This window comes from Caulobacter sp. GW821-FHT12D05, from assembly GCF_058807295.1.
Map to the genome: position 1 here is coordinate 246,042 of NZ_JBXAQO010000004.1, position 19,645 is coordinate 265,686.

The 19,645-nt window shown below is 67.1% G+C and carries 20 protein-coding genes and 1 pseudogene; 9 read left to right on the forward strand and 12 right to left on the reverse strand.

Translation table 11 applies throughout. The features are described 5' to 3' along the window. Position 1 precedes the first annotated feature (1 nt). From AC1RRR_RS19325 to AC1RRR_RS19350, 6 genes are read right to left on the reverse strand one after another with little or no spacing between them, the layout of a single operon-like run. Entirely contained in the window at positions 2-1,066 is a 1,065-nt protein-coding gene (locus AC1RRR_RS19325) for an alpha/beta fold hydrolase (protein ID WP_492815523.1), read from the reverse strand. Positions 1,067-1,103: 37 nt separating this feature from the next. After that, positions 1,104-2,030 carry a glycosyltransferase family 2 protein gene (locus AC1RRR_RS19330; protein WP_492815524.1) on the reverse strand — a complete coding sequence of 309 codons (927 nt, stop codon included), beginning with the start codon at positions 2,028-2,030 and terminating at the stop codon, positions 1,104-1,106. After that, positions 2,030-4,012: a threonine--tRNA ligase gene (gene thrS / locus AC1RRR_RS19335; protein ID WP_492815525.1), complete on the reverse strand. Its 1,983-nt coding sequence runs from the start codon at positions 4,010-4,012 to the stop codon at positions 2,030-2,032. Before thrS ends, AC1RRR_RS19330 begins: the two co-directional genes overlap by 1 nt. Next, a complete protein-coding gene (gene yidD / locus AC1RRR_RS19340) occupies positions 4,009-4,263 on the reverse strand; it encodes a membrane protein insertion efficiency factor YidD (protein WP_291872102.1) in 255 nt (84 codons plus the stop codon). The genes thrS and yidD overlap by 4 nt, the downstream gene beginning before the upstream one ends. Before the next feature lie 55 nt (positions 4,264-4,318). Beyond that, positions 4,319-4,780, reverse strand: a complete 462-nt coding sequence (locus AC1RRR_RS19345; protein WP_492815526.1) for an iron-sulfur cluster assembly scaffold protein — start codon at positions 4,778-4,780, stop codon at positions 4,319-4,321. A gap of 24 nt (positions 4,781-4,804) precedes the next feature. Next, the gene (locus AC1RRR_RS19350) at positions 4,805-5,266 is read right to left on the reverse strand and encodes an SRPBCC family protein (RefSeq protein ID WP_492815527.1); all 462 of its coding nucleotides are present in this window, start codon (positions 5,264-5,266) and stop codon (positions 4,805-4,807) included. A 135-nt stretch (positions 5,267-5,401) separates the two neighbouring features. Between AC1RRR_RS19350 and AC1RRR_RS19355 the strand changes: the two genes are divergently transcribed. Then, a complete protein-coding gene (locus tag AC1RRR_RS19355; protein WP_492815528.1) occupies positions 5,402-5,686 on the forward strand; it encodes a GIY-YIG nuclease family protein in 285 nt (94 codons plus the stop codon). Positions 5,687-5,750: 64 nt separating this feature from the next. Here AC1RRR_RS19355 and AC1RRR_RS19360 read toward each other — a convergent pair whose 3' ends face one another. Both AC1RRR_RS19360 and cysS read right to left on the reverse strand, forming a co-directional pair. Then, positions 5,751-6,512: a 3-oxoacyl-ACP reductase gene (locus AC1RRR_RS19360; RefSeq protein WP_492815529.1), complete on the reverse strand. Its 762-nt coding sequence runs from the start codon at positions 6,510-6,512 to the stop codon at positions 5,751-5,753. A gap of 5 nt (positions 6,513-6,517) precedes the next feature. After that, positions 6,518-7,909: a cysteine--tRNA ligase gene (gene cysS, locus AC1RRR_RS19365; RefSeq protein WP_492815530.1), complete on the reverse strand. Its 1,392-nt coding sequence runs from the start codon at positions 7,907-7,909 to the stop codon at positions 6,518-6,520. Between the two features lie 180 nt (positions 7,910-8,089). Between cysS and folE the strand changes: the two genes are divergently transcribed. Then, positions 8,090-8,722, forward strand: a complete 633-nt coding sequence (folE, locus tag AC1RRR_RS19370; protein ID WP_454718022.1) for a GTP cyclohydrolase I FolE — start codon at positions 8,090-8,092, stop codon at positions 8,720-8,722. 130 nt (positions 8,723-8,852) lie between these two features. Here the strand turns inward: folE and AC1RRR_RS19375 are convergent, their stop codons facing one another. Further along, positions 8,853-9,737, reverse strand: coding sequence for a DUF817 domain-containing protein (locus tag AC1RRR_RS19375; RefSeq protein ID WP_492815531.1), 885 nt, complete (start codon positions 9,735-9,737; stop codon positions 8,853-8,855). A gap of 62 nt (positions 9,738-9,799) precedes the next feature. On the opposite strand from AC1RRR_RS19375, the gene hisI reads away from it, so the two are divergent. Beyond that, complete coding sequence (gene hisI, locus AC1RRR_RS19380) at positions 9,800-10,198, forward strand: phosphoribosyl-AMP cyclohydrolase (protein WP_492815532.1); 399 nt, start codon at positions 9,800-9,802, stop codon at positions 10,196-10,198. On the opposite strand, the gene AC1RRR_RS19385 is transcribed toward hisI, so the two are convergent. Continuing rightward, positions 10,156-11,169: an acyltransferase family protein gene (locus AC1RRR_RS19385; protein ID WP_492815533.1), complete on the reverse strand. Its 1,014-nt coding sequence runs from the start codon at positions 11,167-11,169 to the stop codon at positions 10,156-10,158. The two genes, hisI and AC1RRR_RS19385, sit on opposite strands and share 43 nt — an antisense overlap. Before the next feature lie 45 nt (positions 11,170-11,214). Between AC1RRR_RS19385 and AC1RRR_RS19390 the strand changes: the two genes are divergently transcribed. Continuing rightward, entirely contained in the window at positions 11,215-11,841 is a 627-nt protein-coding gene (locus tag AC1RRR_RS19390) for a LysE family translocator (RefSeq protein ID WP_492815534.1), read from the forward strand. Here AC1RRR_RS19390 and AC1RRR_RS19395 read toward each other — a convergent pair. Next, entirely contained in the window at positions 11,838-13,535 is a 1,698-nt protein-coding gene (locus AC1RRR_RS19395) for an alkaline phosphatase D family protein (protein ID WP_492815535.1), read from the reverse strand. The genes AC1RRR_RS19390 and AC1RRR_RS19395 overlap by 4 nt on opposite strands. 85 nt (positions 13,536-13,620) lie before the next feature. Then, the gene (locus AC1RRR_RS19400; protein WP_492815536.1) at positions 13,621-16,107 is read right to left on the reverse strand and encodes a TonB-dependent receptor; all 2,487 of its coding nucleotides are present in this window, start codon (positions 16,105-16,107) and stop codon (positions 13,621-13,623) included. Positions 16,108-16,214: 107 nt separating this feature from the next. On the opposite strand from AC1RRR_RS19400, the gene AC1RRR_RS19405 reads away from it, so the two are divergent. The 5 genes and pseudogenes from AC1RRR_RS19405 (at position 16,215) to AC1RRR_RS19425 (ending at position 19,620) form a co-directional block, all read left to right on the forward strand. Continuing rightward, positions 16,215-17,240, forward strand: coding sequence for an RluA family pseudouridine synthase (locus AC1RRR_RS19405; RefSeq protein ID WP_492816566.1), 1,026 nt, complete (start codon positions 16,215-16,217; stop codon positions 17,238-17,240). Between the two features lie 9 nt (positions 17,241-17,249). Beyond that, positions 17,250-17,335: pseudogene (locus AC1RRR_RS19410) on the forward strand (hypothetical protein); the annotation flags it as partial. Between the two features lie 127 nt (positions 17,336-17,462). Continuing rightward, positions 17,463-18,170: a hypothetical protein gene (locus AC1RRR_RS19415; protein ID WP_492815537.1), complete on the forward strand. Its 708-nt coding sequence runs from the start codon at positions 17,463-17,465 to the stop codon at positions 18,168-18,170. Positions 18,171-18,273: 103 nt separating this feature from the next. Beyond that, complete coding sequence (locus AC1RRR_RS19420; RefSeq protein ID WP_492816568.1) at positions 18,274-19,119, forward strand: MBL fold metallo-hydrolase; 846 nt, start codon at positions 18,274-18,276, stop codon at positions 19,117-19,119. An 81-nt stretch (positions 19,120-19,200) separates the two neighbouring features. After that, entirely contained in the window at positions 19,201-19,620 is a 420-nt protein-coding gene (locus AC1RRR_RS19425; RefSeq protein ID WP_454718030.1) for a PaaI family thioesterase, read from the forward strand. Positions 19,621-19,645: the final 25 nt, after the last annotated feature.

Sequence of the window (19,645 nt, forward strand, 5' to 3'; positions counted from 1 at the left end):
CCTACTGGGCCAGCAGCTTGGCCAGGTCCGCCTTCCAGAACTTCGCCGAGGTGTGGGTGCCGTGGCCGCGCGTCTGGGTCGAGGCCGGGATCAGCACGAAGCGCGCCTTGGGCATGCGCTTGACCATCTGCTCGGCCAGGCCCAGCTCGGGCGGGTTGATGAAGTCGTCGGCCGAGTTCACCCACAGCACCGGCACGGTGATCTTCTCCAGGTTCGGCGAGGGGTCGTAGTTGCGCGAGGCGTCCAGCCAGTAGAGGGCGTTATTGGCCTCGTAGTTGGCGGTCATGCGCGCGTAGGCCTGGTCCAGCGCCTTCTCGGTCGCCTCGCGGGTCGGGAACTGGTCCTGCAGCGCCATCGGATTGGCGCCGGCGATGATCTGCAGGTCGGCGGCGGCGCGGATCCCCGCCATCGGCTGGGTCGTGTAATTGCCGCCCATCCAAGCCGGGTCGGCCTTGATCGCGTCGATCGCCATCTTGCGCCACATGCGGTTGCGGCCGGCCAGGGCGACGGTGTTGCAGGCAAACGGCGCCAGGCGCTGCGCGAAGCCCGGATAGGTCTCGCCCCAGACGAACGCGTGCATGCAGCCCATCGACGTGCCCAGGATCAGCTGCAGCTTGCTCACGCCCATGCCGTCGACCAGCAACTTGTGCTGCAAGGCGACCATGTCGTCGTAGTCGTAATGCGGGAAGGCCATGCGCAGGCCGTCGCTGGGCTTGGACGAGGCGCCGTGGCCGATATTGTCGGGCAGGATCACGAAGGTCTTGGTTATGTCCAGCGGCTGGCCGGGGCCGTACAGCTCGTCGGCGAAGACCGGGACCAGGAAGTTCTTCCCCGAACCGCCGGTGCCGTGCAGCACCATCACCGCATTGTCGATCTGGCCCTTGGCGTCGCGGTGCGGCGTGCCCAGGGTGGTGTAGTGCAGCCGGACCTCGGCCAGTTTCTCGCCCGACTTGAACGTGACGTCGCGGGCGATGAAGTCGCTCTCCTGGGTCGGCCACTCCGCCGCGTGAGCCGCGAAAGGGATCGTCAGGGCGAGCGCCAGCACGGCGAGGATCGAGCGTTTCATGACAGGGGAGCCTAGGCGCGGCTCCGGGCCGGTCAAGCTAGATCGGCCGTCCGGTCAGCTTCCACAGCAGCGGGCGCGAAACGCTCATCAGCATGATGGCCGGCGCGAGCAAAACGGCGGCGGCGAACAGCTGCAGGCTGTCGGCGCGCTTGATGAAGTAGCGGGTCAGGCCCACGCCCTTGTGGAACTCGACCTTCAGCGGGTGTTCCTGGCTGGTGTGGCCCAGATGGACGACCTCGGCCTTCGGCTGGAACAGCACCTGGCCGCCGGCGCGGCGGGCCCGCCAGCACAGGTCGATGTCCTCGACGTGCAGGAAATAACCCTCGTCGAAGCCGCTGAGGGCCTCGAAGTCGCGGCGGCGCATGGCGAAACAGGCGCCGGAGATGGTCGGCATCGGCACGGGCTTGCCCGGCAGCGGCTCGTTCTCGCGATGGATCTCGAAGCTGGCCAGGTTCGGGTGGCGACGGGTGAACTGGCCGAAGCTGAGCACCGTGCTCATCGGCGTGACGTCGCCGCGACGACCGCCGCGCTGCTCGGTGCCGTCGATGTTCATGACCCGCGCGCCGACGATGGTCGGAGTCGGCTGGCCCTTGAAGGCCGTGACCAGCGAGGCCACGCAATTGGTCTGCAGATTGGCGTCGGGATTGAGGAAGACGATGTACTCGCCGCCCGCCGTCGAGGCGCCCAGATTGGCGCCGCGCGCGAAGCCGATATTGCCGTGGCCCTGCTTGAGCACGACGCGCGGCTCGGTCAGGGCCAGCGAGCGCAGCATGTCCTCGTCGCGGCCGTCGGAGCCGTTGTCGACGATGACGAACTCGTCGACCAGCGGCTCGGCCAGCACATGCTTGATGCTCTCGGCCAGCGCCTCTCCCGTCCGATAGACGACCATGACCACGGACACGTTCGGACGAGCCGGACGTGCGCCCACGGCGAGGGTCGAGGCGGACGGGAGGATGCTGTTCATCAGGCGGTCGCGGCCTCCGAAGCGAGTTCCGGCACAACACCCAGAGCGCGTTTGACGTCCGGCGGCGTGGCGTCGTTCTTCAGAACGCGCAGCGCCTCTTCCAGCGAGAGCACGCTTTGGCCCTCGCCGCCGAAACGACGCAGGGCCAATTGCCCCGTTTCCGCTTCCTTACGTCCGACCACCGCGATCACAGGCACCTTTGCGAGGCTGTGCTCGCGAATCTTGTAGTTGATCTTCTCATTACGCAGATCCACTTCCGCGCGCATCCCCATCTTCGTCAACTTCTCGACGACCTCCAGGGCGTACGGGTCGGCGTCGGACGTGATCGTGGCCACGACCACCTGCGTGGGCGCCAGCCAGACCGGCAGCGCGCCCGCGTAGTTTTCCAACAGGATGCCGATGAAACGCTCGAAGGACCCCAAGATCGCCCGGTGAAGCATCACCGGACGCTTCTTCGAACCATCCTCCGAAACGTACTCGGCGTCCAATCGTTCCGGCAAAACGAAATCAAGTTGCAGCGTGCCGCACTGCCAAACTCGACCAATGGCGTCTTTCAGCGAGAACTCTAGCTTCGGGCCGTAGAAGGCGCCTTCACCTTCCTGCAGCACCAAGGTCTCGCCGGCTGCCTCGGCAGCGGCGGAGAGAGCCGATTCTGCTTTATCCCAGACCTCATCCGTGCCGGCGCGCAAGTCCGGACGCGTGGAGAACTTGGTGTCGGCCAGCGTCATGCCCAGATCGCTATAGACGCTCCGCAACAGTTCGATGAACCGGGCGCTTTCCTCCGTGACCTGCTCTTCGCGGCAGAAGATGTGGGCGTCATCCTGCGTGAACGCGCGCACCCGCATGATGCCGTGCATGGCGCCCGAGGGCTCGTAACGGTGGCAGGCGCCGAACTCGGCCATGCGCAGCGGCAGCTCGCGATAGCTCTTCTGGCCGACATTGAAGATCTGGATGTGGCCGGGGCAGTTCATCGGCTTGACGGCCAGGACCTCGCCCTCGGCGCTCTCGCACATGAACATGGCGTGGCCGAACTTCTCGGCGTGGCCCGACTTCTCCCACAGGCTCTTGTCGAGGATCTGCGGCGTCTTCACTTCCTTGTAGCCGGCCGCGTCCAGGCGACGGCGCATATAGTCCTCGAGCACGCGGTACAGCGCCCAGCCCTTGGCGTGCCAGAACACCATGCCCTTGCCCTCTTCCTGGATGTGGAAGAGGTCCATCGTCTTGCCCAGCTTGCGGTGATCGCGACGCTCGGCCTCCTCGATGCGCTTCAGATGCGCTTCCAGGTCGGCGTCCGAGGCCCAGCTCGTACCGTAGATGCGCTGCAGCTGCGCGTTGTTCTGGTCGCCGCGCCAGTAGGCGCCGGCCAGCTTCGTCAGCTTGAAGGCCTTGCCGACATGCTTGGTCGACGGCAGGTGGGGCCCGCGGCACAGGTCCTTCCAATTGCCCTGGCGATAGACCGTGATCGTGTCCGTGCCCGGCAGGTCACGGATGATCTGGGCCTTGTACTGCTCGCCGATGCCGTCGAAGTGGGCGATGGCCTCTTCACGGTCCCAGACCTCGCGCGTGATCTTCTCGTCGCGGTCGACGATCTCCTTCATGCGCTTTTCGATCGTTTCCAGATCGTCCAGGCTGAAGGGCTCCTCGCGGGCGAAGTCGTAATAGAAGCCGTCCTCGACGTTCGGGCCGATCGTGACCTGCGTGCCGGGGAACAGCTCCTGCACGGCTTCGGCCAGCACGTGAGCCGTGTCGTGGCGGATGGTCTCTAGGGCTTCCGGGGCTTCACGCGTCAGGATCTCGAACTTGCGCTCGCCGGCCAGCAGGTCGGGCGTCAGGGCGCGGTCCAGGTCCAGCACCTGGCCGTCCAGCTTGATCAGCAGCGCCTTCTTTTCCAGCGACTTGGAGATGGCCGCGGCGACGTCGCGCCCCGTCGAGCCATCAGGATACTGACGGACGGAACCGTCGGGGAAAACCAGATCGATCATTCTTCACATATCCACTTGCGTGGCTGGCTTGCCGGCGGTGGGGGGTCGTAACCCGATCCACCTAACGGATTGCAGCGGCAAATCCGTCGCAACGCCAACCAAGAACCCTTGAGCGGGCCATGATCCTTGAGGGCGGCCGCCGCGTACTCCGAACAGCTCGGCGCGAAGCGGCACTGCCGCCCGATGAGGGGCGAGAGCGTCAACTTGTAGGCCCGAAGGCCCAAATCGACGGTGCGTTCGTAGAAGGTCATGCCTGCGCGCGACGCCTGTTAGTCCAGTAAAGTACTAACCCCCTTGGAGGGGCGATCAAGCCGCGCCGGCGGTGCTAGTTCGCGTTTCGCCGACGCCTGTGGCCTTACGGACAGCCTCCACCGTCGCCTCGAACGCCAGAAGCGTCGAGGCGTGACGGGCGGGATAGTCCTTGACCGGCTCCAGCACGGCGAGCTCCGCAAAGCGGCCCGCGGGAGGCGAACCGTTCGCCTTCAGCATAGCGCGCAGAGAGTCCCGCGCCAACTCGATGTCGGAAAGTTCCGCCCCGACCACGTTGGCGCCCAGGATCGCGGCGGCCGCCTGGCCCAGGGCGCAGGCCGAAACCTCCTGGGCGTAGTCGACGACCTTGCCGCCCTCGACCTTCACATCGACGACGATCCGGCTGCCGCACAGCTTGGCGGTCTTCTCGCTGCTGGCGTCTGGCGCAGGCAAGCGCCCGGCGCGCGGCATGTTGGCCACGAGCGTCAGGATCTTGGCGCTGTAGAGGTCGTCGATCATCCCAAACCTAAAACAGGGCGAGACTTAAGATGGGGTCTTCTGGCGTTCCGACCAGATGGCCTCGGCCCGATCACGCACCGCCTCGCCCATCTCGGTGAAGGCGGCCTTCAGTTTGCGGCGCTCGTCGCGGCTAACGAACCGCAGCAGCATGCCCATGAACAGCTCGCCGTTCGAGAAGGTCGAGTTGTTGGGGCCCATGCTCTCGATCTCGAGATAACGGATCGCCGTGACGAAGCCGCCCAGACGCGACGAGCGCCAGTGCAACTGCTCGTATGGCACCCAGTCCTGGACGATCGGCGTGATCACCGTGGCCGGCGCGCCGGGCAGGTGCTGCTCCAGCGTCAGGGCCGTGCCGATCTTCAGCTGGCCCTCGGCCTTGCGGTACAGCGGATTCCAGTCCTTCCAGGTCTCGAAGTCCGACACCAGGTCCCAGACGATCTCGGCGGGGGCCTGGACCCCGATACGGTGCTCGACGGCGCGTTTCATGCGCGGGCTTTATCACTACCGCTCACGACCGCTCAACTTCGCTCATTCCCTTATCCGCACATCCCCGCGAAAGCGGGGACCCAAGCGGCGCTTCCGCACCACTAACGTTCGCTATATGTTCCACAAGTGGACCAGATGTTTGCAGCTTACATTCTGGCGAGCAGGCCCTATGGCACGCTCTATTGCGGCCATACGGACGACCTTGCCCGCCGCATCTGGGAGCACAAGGAGAAGCTGCGCAAAGGCTTCACCTCCAAGTACGGAGTCGACCGGCTGGTTTGGTACGAGATGATCGAAACACGCGAAGGCGCTCTCATCCGCGAACGTCAGATCAAGAAATGGAACCGCGCCTGGAAGATTCAGCTGATCGAGGCGCTGAACCCGACCTGGGCTGATCTGTACGACACCCTGAACTGCTGACTCAGCTTGGGTCCCCGCTTTCGCGGGGATAGTCGGAATTTGGGGATTTTAGAGCGCCCGAGCTCTAGTCGCGCACCAAACCCCCATCCACCACCAGATTCTGGCCGGTCACAGCGCGGCTCCAGGGCGAGGCGAAGAACAGGACCGCGTCGGCGAACTGCGCCGGGGTCGTGACCTGGCGCAGCGGCGTGCTCTGGGCGATCAGGTCGAAGATCGCCTCCGGCGTCGCGGCGCTGGCGTCGGTCGTGCGCAGCAGGCCGCCGGAGACCATGTTGACCGTGATCCCGCTCGGCCCCAGGTCACCGGCCGCCGTGCGGGTCAGCGACAGCAGCGCGGCCTTGGCGGCGGTGTAGTCGTGATACGGCACCACCGGGTTCTGGAAGAGGTTGGTGCCGACATTGATGATCCGGCCGAACCCCGCCAGTTCCATGGCCGGCGCCGTGGCCTGGATCAGGTTCAGCGAGCCCCGCAGCGCGACGTCCAGCTGGCCCTGAAAATCCTCCCAGGGAATCGTCTGCAGCGTGTGGCGGCCATCGCCGTTGAAGCTGAAGTCGCCCAAGGCGTTGTTGACCACCGTGGTCACGTGGTCGCCGAAGTGCTCGGCGGCCTCATTGACCATGCGACGGGTCTCGTCGCGGTCGCTGACGTCGGCCTGGATCGCCACGGCGCGGTCACCGAGCTCTTCAGCGAGCGCGAGGGCGGCGGCTTCGCTGCGGCGATAGTTGATCACCACGGACGCGCCCTGACCGGCGAAGGCGCGGGCGATCGCGGCCCCCAGTCCCCGGCCCGCGCCGGAGACCAGGACCACCTGCTTTTCGAACGTCACGGCGTTTAGTCCTTCATGCGCCAGGTGGCGCCCGAAGGCCCGTCCATCACCACCACGCCCAGGGCGTCGAGTTCTGCGCGGATGGCGTCGGCGGCGGTCCAGTCCTTGGCGCTGCGGGCGGCCAGGCGCTTGGCCAGCAGGTCCTCGACCTGGGCCTTCAGCTCGTCGGAGGCGTCGCCTTCGAACCAGCTGTCGGGATCGGCCTGCAGGAAGCCCAGCAGGGCGCCGGCCTCGATCAGGCGGGCCTTGTTGGCGGCAATGGCGACGGTGTCGCCGGCCGTCACGGCCTTCTCGATCAGGCTCGACACCTCGAACAGGGTCGAGGCGGCCAGGGGCGTGTTGAGGTCGTCCATCAGAGCCGCGACCGTGTCGGCCGGAGCCTCCATGGCCTGGTCCATCGGCACATCCTTGGCGCGACGCAGGGCGCCGTACAGGCGGTCCAGCGACTTGCGCGACTGCTCGATCAGCTCGGGCGTCCAGTCCAGCGGCTGACGGTAGTGGGCCGACAACAGCGCCCAGCGGATCACCTCGCCCGGCGTGGTCTCCAAGAGCTCGTGCGGGATAATGACGTTGCCCAGGCTCTTGGACATCTTCTCCCCGGACATATCCAGGAAGCCGTTGTGCATCCAGTAGTTGGCCAGGACCGGCAGGTCATGGGCGCAGCGGCTCTGGGCCACTTCGTTCTCGTGGTGCGGGAAGGTCAGGTCGATGCCGCCGGCATGGATGTCGATGGTCTTGCCCAGCGACTTGTCGATCATGGCCGAGCACTCGATGTGCCAGCCCGGACGGCCCGCGCCCCAGGGGCTGTCCCACTCGGGCTCGTTTTCCTTCGAAGGCTTCCACAGCACGAAGTCGGCCGCGTGGCGCTTGTAGGGAGCGACCTCGACGCGGGCGCCGGCGATCATCTCGTCCAAAGGCCGACCGGAGAGCTGGCCGTAGTCGGCGAAGCTCTGGGTGTCGAACAGCACGTGGCCCTCGGCGGCGTAGGCGCTGCCGTTCTCGACCAGCTTGCCGATCATCTCGACGATCGCGCCGATGTGGTCCGTAGCCTTGGGCTCGAGCGTCGGGCGCAGCGCGCCCAGAGCGTCGGCGTCCTCGTGATAGGCGGCGAGATAGCGGTCGGTGATGACCTTGATCTCGACGCCCTCGTCTGTGGCCTTCTTGTTGATCTTGTCGTCGACGTCCGTGACGTTGCGGGCATAGACCACCGCGTCCTCGCCATAGAGGTGGCGCAGCACTCGGAACAGGACGTCAAACGCCACCACCGGCCGGAAATTGCCGATGTGGGCGTAGTTGTAGACCGTCGGACCGCAGACATACATCGTCACCCGCTGGGGATCGGCGGGAACGAAGTCGCGCTTCTCGCGCGCCATGGTGTCGTGGATCTTCAGGGTCATTGGGTCGCGGCAACCTAACGTAACGGAGGTGTTGCCCCGCGAAGGGGCCGGCCCCATATAGCTAGGACGCGCTCCGATCACCACGTCTGTTTGGTGTGGGAGACGCGACGGGTGGCACGCGTAATTCCGGAGCGACAGGCGCTTCGGCGCAACTCAGCCCGGGAAGAACCCCTTCAAAACATGGACGCACTGACCCGCGAGCGAACCCTGATCGGCTCTGAGACCGGTCTTGATCTTGAACCCGCCCAGCGCCCCACCCGAGACGAGGCCATGGCCGCCGTCCGGACCCTGCTGGCCTGGGCCGGCGATAATCCCGACCGCGAAGGCCTGCTCGACACGCCCCAGCGCGTGGTCGACGCCTATGGCGAGTGGTTCGCCGGCTACAACGGCGACCCGGCCAAGGAGCTTAGCCGTACGTTCGAGGACGTGCAGGGCTATGACGACATGGTCATGCTGCGCGGCATCGACGTGCAGAGCCACTGCGAGCACCACATGGCGCCGTTCCTGGGCAAGGCCTGGATCGCCTACATGCCGACCGGCAAGGTCGTCGGCCTGTCCAAGCTGGCCCGCCTGACCGAGATCTTCGCCAAGCGTCTGCAGACGCAAGAAACCATGACCATGCAGATCGCCGACGCCATCGAGGACCACCTCTCGGCCGCCGGCGTCGCCGTGCTGATCGACGCCGAGCACCAATGCATGAGCACCCGCGGCGTCCACCACCACGACGTCTCAACGATCACCACCCAGTTCCGCGGCGTGTTCAAGACCGACAAGGTCCTGCAGCAGCGGTTCATGGATCTGGTGCGGAAGTAAGGTCTGAGAATCTCCTCCCCCTCTGGGGGAGGTGGCCCAGAGGGCCGGAGGGGGCAGCTCGGCCTATGCCGGCGATGCCCCCTCAGTCGGCTTCGCCGACAGCTCCCCCAGCGGGGGAGCAGATTTAACACTAAGCCGCCGCCCGGATCCCCTCACGGATCCGCGCCACGCACGCATCCACCGGCCGGTGCACCAGCGTCACCAGCACAAAGCTGATCAGCATCAGCAGATACCAGGCGCCCATCTTCTCGAACGGCACCATGTGCCAGCCCTTGGCCTGGCTGGGATAGATCCAGGCCCCGGCGAAGGTGCCCAGGTTCTCGGCGAACCAGATGAACAGCGACACCAGCACCGCGCCCATCAGCATCGGCATGCGGCGCGCTGTCTGGTCGGGCGTGAACACGAACCAGGTCCGGCCGAACAGGATCGCCGACAGCGCGAACAGCCCGATCCGGAAGTCCATCATGTAGTGGTGGGTGAAGAAGTTGGCGTAGATCAGCACCGCCAGGATGTGCGTCGTCCAGAACGGCGGATATCGCACGAAGGTGATGTCGAACAGCCGCCAGATGCGGGCGATATAGCTGCCGACGCAGGCGTACATGAAGCCGGTGAACAGCGGCACGCCGCCGATCCGTAAGATGCTGGGCTCGGGATAGATCCACGAGCCGTGGGCCGTCTTGAACAGCTCCATCACCGTGCCGACGGCGTGGAACATGAAGATGACCAGCGCCTCGTCCCAGCGCTCCAGCTTCAGGGCCAGCAGCATGGCCTGGATGGCGACGGCGGCGATCACCAGAAAGTCGTAGCGCGCCAGCGGCGCGCCAGCCGGCCACAGCAAATGCGTACCGACTAGCAGGACCAGCATCAGGCCGCCAAACAGGCAGGCCCAGGCTTGCTTCAGCCCGAACAGCAGGAACTCGTAGGCATAGCCGTTCCAGCGCGACTGGCGCGCCCACGGTCTTGCCCTCTCGTCCAGCGCCGCCACGCCGGCCTTGATGCGGTCTTTCAGAGTCATCGCTTCCCCTAAAGCGGGCGGGAAACTAGCGCAGGCTCGAACCCTGCGCCATATGTGGCGCCATGAGCACCGACCTGTTCCCCCAAGCCCACACCAAGCACGATCTGGAGCGCGGAAACGCCCTGGCTCCCCGCTTCAACGCCGACGGCCTGGTCGTGGCGGTGGCCCAGCATGCCGACACCGGCGAGATCCTGATGCTGGCCTGGATGAACGACCAAGCCCTCAAGCTCACCGTCGAGACCAGTATCGCCCACTATTTCAGCCGCTCGCGCAATGAGCTCTGGAAGAAGGGCGAGACCAGCGGGCAGTTGCAGGACGTGGTCGAGCTGCGGGTCGACTGCGACCAGGACGCGGTGCTGCTGAAAGTGCGCCCGCGCGGCGACGGCGGGGCCTGCCACGTCGGCTTCCGTTCGTGTTTCTACCGCGTGCTGGAAGACGGGGCGCTGGTCGAAAAGCCCTGAGGTTTCCGGCGCAGCAGCGCCGCGGCCCAGGGCTCGAACCACCGGTGCGCGGCCCAGGCCGCCGCCAGGGCCAGCGGGATCGCCAGCAGCTTCAAGCTTCCGGGCGCGAACGCCGTCAGGATCGGGATGTGCAGGGCGTAAAGCGCGTAGGACATCCCCGCCAGGCCGTCCAGGATCGGCTGCAACCGGCTAGCCTTGGCCCGCGCCGCCGAGGCGACCAGCAGTGGCATCAACGCCAGGGCGGCGACCAGGTCGAACGCCCCACGCGCGGCCTCCGGGACCGGCGCCGCCAGGACCAGCGCCACCGCCGCCAATAGCGCGCCGATCGGCAGGGCCGGTATCTTCAGCTGTCCCGCCATCGCCAGCCGCGCCAGCAGCACGCCGGCGAAGAAGCCGAACACCACGCGCGGCGCGCCCGCCCACCAGTTGAAGCCGTAAGGTCCCAGCGAGCCCGTGCCATAGACCAGGGTCAGGGCCGCGTGAGCCACCCCGCCTAGAACGACCACCGCCACCAGCCGCCGCGTCGTCAGCCAAGGCGCGATCAGGGCGTAGACCAGGTTGGCGAGCAGCTCCCACATCAACGACCATTGCGGACCGTTCAGCGGGAAGACGTCGTGGCCGGTCGGAAACGGAACGAAGACCGCGGCCAGCCCCGCCAGCAGCAGCGCCACGCCGGGATCCTTGCCCTGGACCAGCCAGATCACGGCGCCCAGCAGCAGACCCAGCAGCGCCATCGGATAGAGCCGTTTGAGCCGCCGAACCATGAACGCCCGCCCTTCGCCGGCCGCCAGGCCGTCGTCATAGGCACGGGCCAGCACGAAGCCGCTGATCACGAAAAACAGGTCGACCGCCAGATAGCCGTGGCCCAGCACGGCGCCCGCCGGGAACAGCATCCGGGCGTGAAAGGCCAGCACCAGCAGGGCGGCGAGGCCTCGCAGGGCGTCCAGGCCGGGGATGCGGCTTGCGGTCATGCGCCCAGCAGACCATGGATTGGTTGAAGAAACCGGAAGCCGCCGATGACCTCATCCGAAGCCCTGATCGCCTTCACCCTGGCCGCCGGCCTGCTGACCCTGACGCCAGGCCTGGACACGGCGCTGGTCATCCGCACCGCGGCCGCCGAGGGCCCGAAGCGCGCCGTCGGCGCGGCGATCGGCATCGGCCTAGGCTGCCTGGTCTGGGGCGCGGCCGCCTCGTTCGGGGTCGGGGCGCTGCTGACGGCGTCCGAGTTGGCCTACACGGTGCTGAAGTGGGCCGGCGCGATCTACCTGGCCTGGACCGGGATCCGCATGATCCTGAAACCCCGCGACACCTTCGAGCCGGGCGAGATGAGGCCCGTCGACGCCGGCCCGATCGCGGCGCTGCGCCGGGGCCTCCTGACCAACCTGCTCAATCCCAAGGTCGGGATCTTCTACGTCTCGTTCCTGCCCCAGTTCATGCCGGCCGGCGTCGATCCGGCGCGGTTCGGCCTGCTGCTGACCAGCATCCACGTGGTCGAGGGCCTGCTGTGGTTCGCCGCCCTGATCGCGGCGACGGTGCCGATCGCGGGGCTGCTGCGCGTGCCGGTGGTGGTCCAATGGCTGGATCGCATCACCGGCAGCGTCTTCGTGGCGTTCGGACTGCGGCTGGCGCTGGAGCGGCGCTAGCCCTCCTTCAGCGCCTCGACCCCACCACCGCTCGCCGGCGTCACGACAAACCGCTTCAGCACGCTGGTCTCATACTTGGTGTCCACGATCGTCGACACCGCGATCAGTTCGCCGGTCGCCTTGCCGTGCTCCAGGGTCAGCAGCAGGTAGCCCTTGGCGCTGGGGTGGGCGTATTTCACTTCCTTGTTGCGCTGGGCGAAGGCCTCGCCCAGCGGCACGCCGGGCAGGATGTCGCCATAGCCGGGCGAGGTCACCGACGTGGCGCCGAACTCGGCCGCCACCCGCTTGTCGCCGGCGTCGTTCCACAGCTCGTTGACCCAGAACATGTGGCTGTCGCCGGCCAGCACGATCGGCCGGGCCTTGGCGGCGGTCAGGATGTCGTAGACCCGCTGGCGATCGGCCGGATAGCCGTCCCAGGCGTCCAGGTTCGAGGGGATGTCGTAGGCCGACATGGCGTCCGACAGGGCCACGCGCTTCTTGGCGTAGTCGGGCAGCTTGGCCAGCAGGCCCTGGAACTGCTCCTGCCCCATGGTCTTGGACAGGCTGGGCGGCGAGACGCGGGCCATGACCACCTGGTTGCCCAGCACCTGCCAGGCCGTGCCGGCCTTGGTCGAGGCGCCGACCTGGCTGGCCAGCCACTGCTCCTGCTTCTCGCCCATCATCCGGTGGGCGGGATCCTTCCACTTTTTGACGAAGGCGGCGACGTCCGGCTTGCCGTCGACCATCGGCATGTCGACGTCGTAGTCCAGCTGGTGGGTGCGGGCCGTCAGGCGGGTCTCGACCATCAAAAGGCTGGCGACGTCGCCGAACTGGAAGTCGCGCCAGGCGGCCTCGGGCAGCGTGCCGTGCGCGTCGCGGATCGGCATCCATTCGTAATAGGCCTTCAGCGCCGCGGCCTTGCGCGCGGCCCAGTCGCCTTCGGTCTTGGGATCGTGGTTCTCGGCCCCGCCGATCCAGCTGTCATTGGCTGTCTCGTGGTCGTCCCAGACCACGATCCACGGCGCGCGGGCGTGAGCCGCCTGCAGGGCCGGGTCGGTCTTGTACTGGGCGTGACGGGCCCGGTAGTCGGCCAAGCTGACGATCTCGTGCGCCGGCTGCGGCATGCGCGTCTTGGCCACCGGCGAGTTCATGCCGTAGTCCTTGGGACCACCGCCATATTCGTAGATGTAGTCGCCCAGGTGCAGCACCGCGTCGACGCGATCCAGCTTGGCGATGGCGTCATAGGCGTTGAAGTAGCCGTTCGGGTGCAGGCTGCACGAGGTCACGGCCAGGACGACGTCCTGGGTCTTGCCGGCCGGCAGGGTCCGCGTGCGGCCGACCGGCGAGGTGACGCCATTGGCCTTGAAGCGATAGTAGTACTCGGTCGCCGGCTTCAGCCCCTGGCCGTCCAGGTCGTGCTTGACGGTCCAGTCGCGGCTGGCGCGGGCGCGCAGGCCGCTGGACTTGGTGACCATGGTCTTGAAGTCGGGATCGGCGGCGACCTCCAGGTCGACATTGATGTCGCCGGTCGTCGTGTCCTTGGGCGTCACGCGGGTCCAGAAGATCGCGTAGGTCGTTCCGGGATCGCCGCTGGCCACCCCGTGCTCGAAGGCCACCGCGCCCTTGTAGTAGTTGATGGGCTGAGCGACGGCCTCGCCAGCGGCGGCGCCCGACAGGCCCAGCAGGCCCAGAACCTTACGACGATCGATCTTCATGAGGCGGCCCTCCGGTAAGCGTACGAGACAACAGAACAAGGTCGCCGTCATCCCGCGAATGCTCGCGGGATGACGGTTGAGGGATCTATCGGCGGAACGTGACGCCCACGCCCATGAAGCGCGGCTTGCCGGCGATGAAGGTCGGGATGCCGAAGCTGTCGCCGGTGTTGCCGGCGTCCTTCAGGTAGCGCTCATCAGCCAGGTTCTCGACGAAGGCCTCGATCTTCCAGCGGTCGTCCACGGCGCCGAAGCCGATGCGGACATTGGCCAGACCGTAGGCCGACTGGAACTCGTCGACCTTCGTATCCGGGAACAGGCCGGCCGACTGCAGGTCCGAGCGATCGTTGTCGTCGTCGAAGAACATCTTCGAACGCCAGGTGTAGGTCGGGGTGAAGGTCAGCTTGCCGCCCAGGGCTTCACGGCTGAACGCGGCGCCGACCGAGAAGGTCTGGTCGGGCGACAGGCGGAAGTGGTTGCCCTCGCGCAGGCCGCTTTCCAGGCGGGCGTGGTTGTAGGCGTAGGTGCCGAACAGGGTCCAGAAGTCGCCGGCCTGGACGCGGGCCTCGCCCTCGAAGCCGTAGGCCTTGGCCTTGCCGGCGTTCAGGGTCACGACCTGCGCGCCCTGGCGGAAGCTGGTGGCGAAGTTGTCGTAGTCGTAGCGGAACACCGAACCCGACAGGAACAGGCGGCCGTCCAGCAGCTTGCCCTTGGCGCCGGCCTCGTAGCTGTTGACCTCCTCGGCGTCGACGACGTTGAAGCGGGCCGGGCCCATCGACGTCGCCGGGGCGCTGGTCGAGATCACGTCCGGACGGCGGCCGCGGGCATACGACGCGTAGAAGCTGAGATCTTCCGAGGCCGCGTAACGACCGACCAAGCGCCAGGTCAGGCCGCTGTCGTCGATCTTCTTGCGGTAGGTGTCGCCGTTGTTGGCGGTCGGCTGGGCGATCAGGCCGACCTTCGGCGTGGCCGCGTTGTTCACGGCGTTTGGCTGGGCGGCCAGGAACAGGTTGGTCGGGGTCGGGGCGTTGATCAGGATGCCCAGGATCGAGCCGCCGTTGTCGACGCTCGAGCGATAGGCCGCTTCACGGTCCTCGCTGGTGTAGCGCAGGCCGGCGGTGATCTCGAACTTGTCGGTCAGCTTGAACGTGCCGTCGGCATAGACGTCGTAGGCGGTGTTCTCGCTGGAGTTGGCGAAGGTCTCGCGGTGGATCGGCTTCAGGTTGGCGACCAGGCCCGGCGCCAGGCTGGACGGGATGCCAAAGCCCAGCTGCAGCACGGTGGCCAGATAGGCCGGGTTGGTCAACACAGCCAGCGGCTGCGGGTTCGGACGGCTGATGCCCAGCGGCGTGTTGCCGGCCAGCAGCGCGAGAACGAGGCGCTCGTCGAACTGGCCCGGGATGCGCCACGAGCCGGTCTCGTGGAAATAGTTGGCGCCGACGAAGCCCGAGAAGCGGCCGCCGTTGTCATAGCGCAGGCGCAGTTCCTGGCTCTGCTGGCGACCTTGGGCGTCCTCGGCGAAGGTCAGGATCGGCAGGCTCGTGCCGTCCGGATCGAACACTTCCACCGAGTGGAAGGCGCGCGTGGCGGTGATCGACGACAGGGTCAGGCTGTCGTTCAGACGCCAGTCGACCAGGGCCGTGACGCCGTAAACCTTGCGGTCCAGACCCAGCGGCGTACCGCCTTCGAAGCCCGCGCCCGGCGACAGGGTCGCGGCCGAGCCGACGTCGGTATTGCCCAGCACCGCGCCCGTCACCGGGTTGGTCGGGTTGAAGGTGTGGCTCTTGAACGAGGTGCCGCTGGTGTCGTCTTCCTGATAGTTGCCGATCAGGTCGATCTTCAGCGGGCCCGGCTCCAGGTGATAGGCCAGGCGCACGGCCTGGGTGTCGGTCGAGTTGAAGGCGTCACCGCCGGCCGCGTCCTTGACGTAGCCGTCGTTCTGGCGCGTGCGGGCGGCGATGCGCAGGGCGCTGCCATTGCCGAACGCGAAGTTCACCATGGCCTCGCCGACCGCGTAGCCGCCGGTGCCGCCCTCGGCCTTGGCGGCCCAGTCGAAGCTGGCCGGATTGGCCTTGTTCTGCACCAGGTTCACCGCGCCGATCAGGGCGCCGCGGCCGAACAGGGTCGATTGCGGACCCTTGGCGATTTCGACGCGCTCCATGTCGAACAGCTCGACATACGAACCGCGCGAGCGCGAGATCGGCACGCCGTCCTGGAAGATCGAGACGCGGGTCTCGTCGGTGGCCGAGCCGCTATCCGAGGTGATGCCGCGCATCACGAAGCCGGAATTGTTGTTCGACTGGTTCTGGACCAGGAAGCCGGGGGTGAAGGCCGACAGCTCGTCGAACGCCTTGACGCCGATGGCCTCCAGGAACTTGCCCGAATAGGCGGTGACCGCGATCGGCACCTCGACCGGGTCCTGGGCGTGCTTCTGGGCCGTGATGACCAGTTCGCCGAGGTTGGTGGCCTGTTCGTTGTTGGCGGCCGGCGTCTCATCGGCCGCGAAGGCCGGAGCGGCGGCGACCAGGGCCAGAAGGCTGGCGGTCAACAGGGCGGTGGTACGGAACGTGCGCATGGACTATCCCCCCAAAAACAAGAATGCGTACAAAAACTCGACCTCGGCCGTAGGCATGGCCGATGTCGACGACGCGACGAGAGTATGACGGAGCGATGAAACCCCCGGTGGATGGCGTGGACGACACACTGGATGACGAGGTCCTGGACGATGGCGCCTCGCCCGTAGGCGATGGACAGAGCCTGACCGCCGACCTGCCCGACGCCCTGGCCGGCCAGCGCCTGGACAAGGTTCTGGCCCCGCTGTTCCCCGACATCTCGCGCGCCCGCCTGCAGGCCCTGATCGGCGAAGGCCGCCTCAGCCTGGACGGCCAGCCGGTGACCGACGCCTCGCGCAAGGCCAAGGCCGGGACCTATGTCCTCTCGGTGCCGCCGCCCGTTCCGGCCGATCCGGAACCCCAGGCCCTGCCGCTGACCATCCTCTACGAGGACGCGCACCTGATCGTGGTCGACAAGGCCGCCGGCATGGCCGTCCATCCCGGTCCCGGCACCCCGGACGGCACCCTGGTCAACGCCCTGCTGCACCACTGCGGCGACAGCCTGTCAGGCGTGGGCGGGGTGGCGCGGCCGGGCATCGTCCACCGCCTGGACAAGGACACCTCGGGCGTCATGGTCGCGGCCAAGAGCGACGTGGCCCACCAGGGCCTGTCCAAGCTGTTCTCGACCCACGACATCGACCGCCTGTACGTCGCCCTGACGCGCGGCGCGCCCTCGCCGTCCTCGGACACCATCGAGACCCAGATCGGCCGCTCGCCCGGCGATCGCAAGAAGATGGCCGTGCTGCGCTCGGGCGGCCGCACCGCGATCACCCACTACCGCGTCGAGGCGGTGTTCGGACCGCCGGACAAGCCGCTGGCCGCTCGCGTGGCCTGCCGGCTGGAGACCGGCCGCACCCACCAGATCCGCGTCCACATGGCCAGCAAGGGCGCGCCGTGCCTGGCCGACCCCGTCTACGGCGCCAGCCAGCCGGCCCAGGCGGTGCGCGAGATGATCGCGGCGGCGGGCCTCAAGCGCCAGGCGCTGCATGCGGCGGTGCTGGGCTTCGTCCATCCGGTGACCGGCGAGACCCTGCGGTTCGAGACCCCCCTGCCGGCCGACATGGCGGCGTTGGAAGCCAGCCTCTCCGAACTCTAGACGCCGTGCGTGGTCCTCGTCCTTCGACAGGCTCAGGATGAGGACCATGGTCGGATCAGTAGAAACCTCATCCTGAGCTTGTCGAAGGACGAGGTTTCGGTTCCTCCGAATACGCCCCATATCCTCAAGACGGGCCAAGCTTGCCAAGGCGGCAACAAAAGCGCCCTAATTGCGCTGGCTTGGCGCTCTAGAGTGCCAGCCTCGTCATCGTTGGAGCGTACCATGCGGCCCTATCTCGCGATCATCGCTCTTGGCGCCGCCCTCGCTGGTCCCGCGTTGGCGGCCACGCCGGACGACGAAGTCATCGCCACCGCCCAGGCCAAGCCCAGCGCCGAAGCCCTGGCCGCCCAGGCCCCGCCGGCTCCGGTCGCGACCGCCACGCCGGCCCCGCTGACCACCCAGCAGCAGATCGACAACTTCATCTATCACTCGCCCCCGATGGACGACGAGCACCGCGGCATCCTGCCCGCCGGCTTCTCGGATGACCGCGACGCGGACGGCAAGCGCAAGGTCCACGGCTCGATGGGCGTGTCGGTCGGCACCGGCGGCTATCGCAGCGTCTACGCCTCGGGCCTGTTCCCGGTCGGCGAGAACACCACGGTCGGCATCGCCGTCTCCAAGACCGACTTCGGCAAGCACGGCGGCGGCTACTATGCCGATCCGTACTACGGCGGCGGTGGCTACGGCGGCGGTTATTATGGCGGCGGCTTTGGTACCGGATATGGGTACGGCCCGGGCTATGGCCGCGTGCGTGGCGGCTCGCAGCAGTCGGTCGCCCTGTCGGTGATGACGGGCAACGCCGGCCGGTCTGGCGACGCCCCGGACGGCTGCGCCCCTGGATTCCGCGACGGCGGCCGCTATGTCGAGCCCCTTTGGGTCGAAGGCATGCGCGAAGGCGCCCATCCGTGCTCGGCCGCCGGGACCCGTTGATCAAGCCTCAGATCAGGCGCAAATTCATCAAAAGCTACGCCGCTGTTCGCGGATGTTTAACAGCTTGGCGGCCATGTTGCCGGCCTTGGGCGTCCGAGGCTTTTTGATGCAGCCGGAAATCACCGCATACCGCCATCCCGCGACCGGGACGGTGACCTATCTGATCGTCGATCCGGCCACCTTCCTCTGCGCCATCGTCGACCCCGTGCTGGATTTCGATCCGACGACGGAAGCCGTCGACACCAGCTTCGTGGACGGCATCATCGCCGACATCCGCGCCAAGGACTTAGGGCCGACCTGGATCCTCGAGACCGGCCTGCACGCCAATCACGTCTCGGCCGCCGGCCACCTGAAATATGAGACCGGCGCCTCGGTCTGCATCGGCGCCAACGTCGTCGAGAGCCTCAAGCGCCTGGCCCCCAAGTTCAACGAACCCATGGTCGATGTCGAAGGCTGGGACTTCGACAAGCTGGCCCAGGACGGCGACAGCTTCCCGATGGGCGGCGTCGAGTTCACCCCGATCCTGCTCACCGGCCGCCTGCCCGGCGCCGTCGCCTATCGCATGGGCGACGTGCTGTTCACCGGCGACGTGATGCTCGCCCCCGGCGAAGGCGCGGGCCGCTGCGACATCCCCGGCGCCGACCCCGGCAAGGTCTGGGACGACGCCCGCAAGTTCCTCAAGCTGCCGCCCCAGACCCGCGTGCTGCCGGGCGTCTGCGCCGGCGAGACCTGCGAGTCGACCATCGCCGAGGAAAAGACCGCCAACATCCAGCTGAACGAGACGATCGACCGGCTGGACTTCATCGCTCTGCGCACCGCGGCCGACGCCTTCCTGCCCGACCCGGTGCTGGCCTCGGCCGCCCTGCGGGTAGCGATCCGCTCGGGCAAGCTGCCGTCCGAGCCCGAGAGCGGTCCCCGCTTCCCCGTCGTCGACATCACCAAACTCTAAATCTCGTTTTCTTTAGAAACGGACTAGGCGCCGCCGCGCTCGCCGCATAAGTTTCGCATGCGAACTTAGTGGAGATGACGCGTGGCCGAGGATTTCAGCGAAGCCCTGACCGCCGGCCAGGCCGGCTCCCTGCCCGACCTCCTGGGCCTGCAGTGGCTGGAAGCCACACACGGCCTGGTCAAAGGCCGCTTCGACGTCGGCCCGCGACACATGGCCCCCAACGGCTTCCTGCACGCCGCCAGCGTCATCGCCCTGGCCGACTCGGCCTGCGGCTATGGCTGCGTGGTCTCCCTGCCCGAGGGCGGGACCAGCTTCACCACCATCGAGCTGAAGTCGAACTTCTTAGGGACCGCCCGCGAAGGCGGCGTGGCCGTCGAGGCCAAGCTGGTCCACGGCGGTCGCAACACCCAGGTCTGGGACGCCGTGGTGACCAACGAAACCACCGGCAAGACCATCGCCCTTTTCCGCTGCACCCAGATGATTCTGCGACCAAAAGGCTGATCGGAAAAAAGCACGACGGAAGGGC